This window comes from Flavobacterium sp. AK-301 (genome assembly GCF_058310215.1).
In genome coordinates this window covers 1-4,363 of the sequence record NZ_JBZEES010000023.1, presented here as the reverse complement: position 1 = coordinate 4,363, position 4,363 = coordinate 1, and the positions used below count along the sequence as shown (strand labels likewise).

Annotated in this window: 4 protein-coding genes; 3 read left to right on the top strand and 1 reads right to left on the bottom strand. The window is 36.3% G+C overall.

Annotated features, from left to right (window positions below; translation table 11 throughout):
* The 3 genes from AC4FQX_RS14995 to AC4FQX_RS14985 all read left to right on the top strand — a co-directional run.
* Positions 1-2,157 (top strand): MTBMA_p00010-related P-loop-containing protein (locus AC4FQX_RS14995; RefSeq protein WP_491168530.1); only part of this gene is annotated, 2,157 nt, incomplete at its 5' end.
* Positions 2,158-2,303: 146 nt separating this feature from the next.
* The gene (locus AC4FQX_RS14990) at positions 2,304-3,338 is read left to right on the top strand and encodes a tyrosine-type recombinase/integrase (RefSeq protein ID WP_491168529.1); all 1,035 of its coding nucleotides are present in this window, start codon (positions 2,304-2,306) and stop codon (positions 3,336-3,338) included.
* Positions 3,238-4,116 carry a tyrosine-type recombinase/integrase gene (locus tag AC4FQX_RS14985; protein ID WP_491168528.1) on the top strand — a complete coding sequence of 293 codons (879 nt, stop codon included), beginning with the start codon at positions 3,238-3,240 and terminating at the stop codon, positions 4,114-4,116. The genes AC4FQX_RS14990 and AC4FQX_RS14985 overlap by 101 nt, the downstream gene beginning before the upstream one ends.
* Before the next feature lie 19 nt (positions 4,117-4,135).
* Here the strand turns inward: AC4FQX_RS14985 and AC4FQX_RS14980 are convergent.
* The coding region (locus tag AC4FQX_RS14980; RefSeq protein ID WP_491168527.1) for a hypothetical protein at positions 4,136-4,363 on the bottom strand (228 nt) is incomplete at its 5' end.

Here is a 4,363-nt window from a genome sequence, read left to right as displayed (position 1 = left end):
AAACCCAAACTGAATCAAAGTTCCAAAGCCAAAGCCTATTTAAAACAAAGAAATCTGGATGCTACAAAACTAGATATTGGTTACAATACAGGCAAAGAATACGATAAACTAAAATGTTGTATTATTTTTCCTTTGAAAAATGCTAAAGATCAAATCGTAAGTTTGTATGGTAGAAGTATTTATGATGACAAAGAAGCCCGTCATTTTTATACTTCCAACCGTCAGGGATTATACCCTAATTATCCAAAAACAGAAACTACAAAGTTGATTCTAACCGAAGCGATTATTGATGCAGTCACTTTATTATCAATAGAAGCGATCACCGAAAATTATAGTGTTTTAGCCTGTTACGGCACCAACGGATTAACCCAAGAAATACAAAACGCTATTTTAGATCTAAAACAATTAGAAGAGCTTATTTTCTTTTTCGATGGCGATAAATCCGGACATGAATCCGTTATCAAACACGCCGAACTATTAAAAAAGAAGAATAAGAAATTAAAAATTACCCAAGTTGAAACCCCCGAGAACGAAGATATTAACTCCCTTTTAGAAGGACACGACCAAGAAATTCTACTCCATTTATTAGAAAACAGAATCCCTGTACAGGTTGGTGTTAAGTCCTCAGAACCAATAATAACCGTTACCGCAAGTCAAAAAAGCTACGAAGACCAGGGCGTAAAAATTGAAGTATTAGGGAATATTGATTTTAAAGATTTAAGCGCCTTACGTGTTACGTTGTCTGTTACTAATCAGCAAACGCAAAGTTATCCTATGCGTCAAAATATTAATTTATACAACGACAGCCAAGTAGAAAAGACGATCCGTAAAATAGCCGAAAGACTAGAAATCGGCACTTCCGTAGTGAATCAAGCCATTAACCAACTGACCCTAAAACTCGAACACTACCGTATAGAAAACCAACATCAAAAAAGCAATACATCAAAAATCCGTTATCCGCTCAGAACCATTACCCAACACGAAGAAACCCAAGCATTACAACTATTAAAAGACAAAAAACTAGCCGATATTCTACAAGGAAAATTACAAGCAACAGGAATTATCGGCGAAGAAAAAAACGCCCTTTTTCTGTTTTTAATTCTGACCTCCCACAAAATGTACAGAACCCTCCATGCGATGGTGCAAGGGACGTCAGGAAGTGGAAAAAGCCATTTAATAGCCAAAATAGGAGACACAATGTACGATCAAAACAAGATCAAACGCTTTACCCGCGTAACCGATAAAAGCTTTTATAATTACGGAGAATACGATTTAGAAAACACAGGTATTATTCTCGAAGATTATGACGGGCTAAGCGAAGAAGCCGAAATGGCATGGCGGGAGTTACAAAGTAATAACAAACTATCCAGTAGCGTAAGCCAAAAGAACGAACAAACAGGCGAAATCCTCACGGGCGAAAAATATGTTTTCGGCCCGATCGCTAGTTTAGTTGCCACCACTAGATTCAGGATTTACGAAGACAACGAAAGCCGAGTTTTTACCATCGCTATCGACGAAAGCGAAGCCCAGACCGAACGCGTTTTAGAATATATGGCAAAGAAAAGCGCCAAGATTATCACCAAAGACCAAGAAGAAATTATTCAAAAAGAACTACAAAACCTAGTTTATTTATTACAACCCTACCAAGTACAAAACCGCTATCGATTAGAATTACCCAAGAGCGTCAAACACCGAAGAAGACTAACCCAGATGTTGCATGATTTTATCGATCAAGTTACCATTCTGCACCAATACCAACGTCAAAAGAGCGATGAAAAAACGCTGATAACCGAACTACAGGATTTAGAAATAGCCGTAGATTTAATGTTTAACAGCATCGTTATTAAAGCCGATGAACTGGACGGTATCTTACGCCAGTTCTACGAAGACCTAAAAAAGTATATCGAAGCCAAAGGACAAAACTCCGAGTTTACCCAGAGAGAAATACGGCAATATTTTAAGATCAGTAAAACCCAAGGACAACGCTATTTTAATGAGTTAGAAGAGTTAGAATATATCCATAAAAGCAATATGGGAAAAAGAAGCAGTTACCAGTATCAGATCAGCTATTGGGATAATATCGAGAAGTTACGCGCCGAAATACGGCACTATCTACAAGCCCAAATAGACCATTACCAACCCAAAGACACCCAATAAGTACAAGTTTTGGTTCGCTATGGTTCAGTCTTGGTTCAGTTCTGGTTCGGTTCTGGGTCAGTCAAAACACATATAATCAGTATTTTAAGTGTAAAAATGAGTTAGTGACCCAAGACAAGTACTTTATAGAGAAAAACAAAAAAACAATGAAACACCTAAACCTAAGCAATACAAGTTATATTGAAATTCTAAAAAGTTTTAAAGTCTGGTTAGATATATTGGGATTTTCAAGCACCACCGTTTACAATTTGCCCGTTCATTTAAAAGAGTTTTTCCATTATTTAGAAAGTAAAGATATCCAAGAAATAAGAACCGTCACTACCCAAACCATTACCGATTATTATAATTATCTTCAACAAAGACCCAATCAAAAGCAAGGCGGTATTCTGGGTTCAGGTTCATTAAATAAACACCAACAAGCCCTTTTTAAGTTTAAAGAATATCTTTTTGAACACGGTTACACCCGTTTTAACGTCCATTTAAAGCGCGAAGAACAAAACCGAATAGAAAGCCACAATATTTTGACACAGGACGAAATCAAAGCATTATTTAAAGCCACAAAGTACAGCAGTCCAGACGAAAAACTACAACATCGAGATAAAGTGATCTTGGTATTATTATACAGTTGCGGACTACGCAGAAACGAAGCCATTCATATAGAAATCAAAGACGTACTATTTGATAGAGAACGCATTCACGTAAGAAAAGGTAAGAATTACAAAGAACGTTTTGTACCGATCAATTCGTATAATTTAAAAATTCTCTCAGATTATTTATACGATTACCGTCCCAGATTTAACAAGCACAAACAAAGTGAAGCACTGTTAATGGGCTATCGAGGCAAACCACTTGGAGGACAAAGTTTGTGCAATCGATTACGAAAAATAGTAGCCGTTACCAATAACAAAACAGTTCAAGAAAAACAGATTACGCCCCATATTTTGCGCCATAGCATTGCCACCCATTTACTCGAAAAAGGCGCAGATTTAGAAACGATCAGCCAGTTTTTAGGGCACACCTCACTAGAAAGCACCCAGATTTACACCCATTTATTAGAAGACCAAGCCCAATTAACCAACGATGACGCATTACAAAACCTACTTAGAGAAAAAAGAGTACAGCATCAAATCTATTCCAACATACCAAAGAGAACGGCAACACTTCGATTTATGGACGAATAATTACGGTACAACACCAAGCCAGATTGATTACAAAACCTTTTTACAGTATATTGATTCTTTAAAGAAAACCCGAATAAGTCCCCGAACCTTACGAGGTCGTATCGGAGCACTAAAAATATACTTCAATTACTTACAAGAAGAAAACTACAGATCCGATAATCCGATAGAAAACATCAAGATCAAAGGCGTACCCAAAACCGTTTTAAGCCATCTTTTAGAATCCGACGAACTAGAAGATTTATATTATTCTTACGAAGTAAACCACCAAAATTTATCCAGAAAGCGCAACAAGATCATCATCGGATTATTAGTATATCAAGGCTTACGAACCACCGAATTACAACACTTAACAGAAGAACACGTAGAATTGTATAAAGGTAAAATCCATATTCCCGAAACCAAGAAGAGCAACCAAAGAACCTTAGAATTAAAACCATGGCAACTAATGGATTTTATGGAGTATATAAATGAAATCCGACCGCAACTATTAGAAAGAACCAAGCAAAACACCGATCAGTTATTTATTTCATTAGGTGGCAGTTTATTGTTAAATAATGTAATTAAAAAGATCAGCAAGACTTTAAAAACGATCAATTACAGTTATCAGAATGGCAACCAAATCCGCAGTAGTGTGATAGTAAACTGGCTCAAACAGTATAATTTACGCAAAGTACAATATTTGGCAGGACATCGTTATATCAGTTCCACCGAACGTTATAAACAAGACGATTTAGAAAATCTACATGAAATGATAAATACGTTTCATCCGATACAATAAACGGTACTATATTTCAATTTTACTCTGTTTTATAGCTGTTTTTATATAGTAGTCGGACTATATTCGGACTATGTTCAACTTTCTGTTTTTTATCTATCTGATTATTAGTGTTTAAATACATTTTTATCGGATTATAGTATAATCCGATACTATAAACAGCAGTGCAATCAATCGGTCTCTCTCCAGTCGTTCCCTTAGTTTCATTCGTCGCTATCAGTCGGTCGTACCTTCCTCCGTTTTCGCTCCT

Bases quoted from the DNA above. Each gene is read 5' to 3' on its own strand.
- AC4FQX_RS14990 (WP_491168529.1), top strand. From the start codon at position 2,304: ATGAAACACCTAAACCTAAGCAATACAAGTTATATTGAAATTCTAAAA.
- AC4FQX_RS14985 (WP_491168528.1), top strand. From the start codon at position 3,238: ATGACGCATTACAAAACCTACTTAGAGAAAAAAGAGTACAGCATCAAA.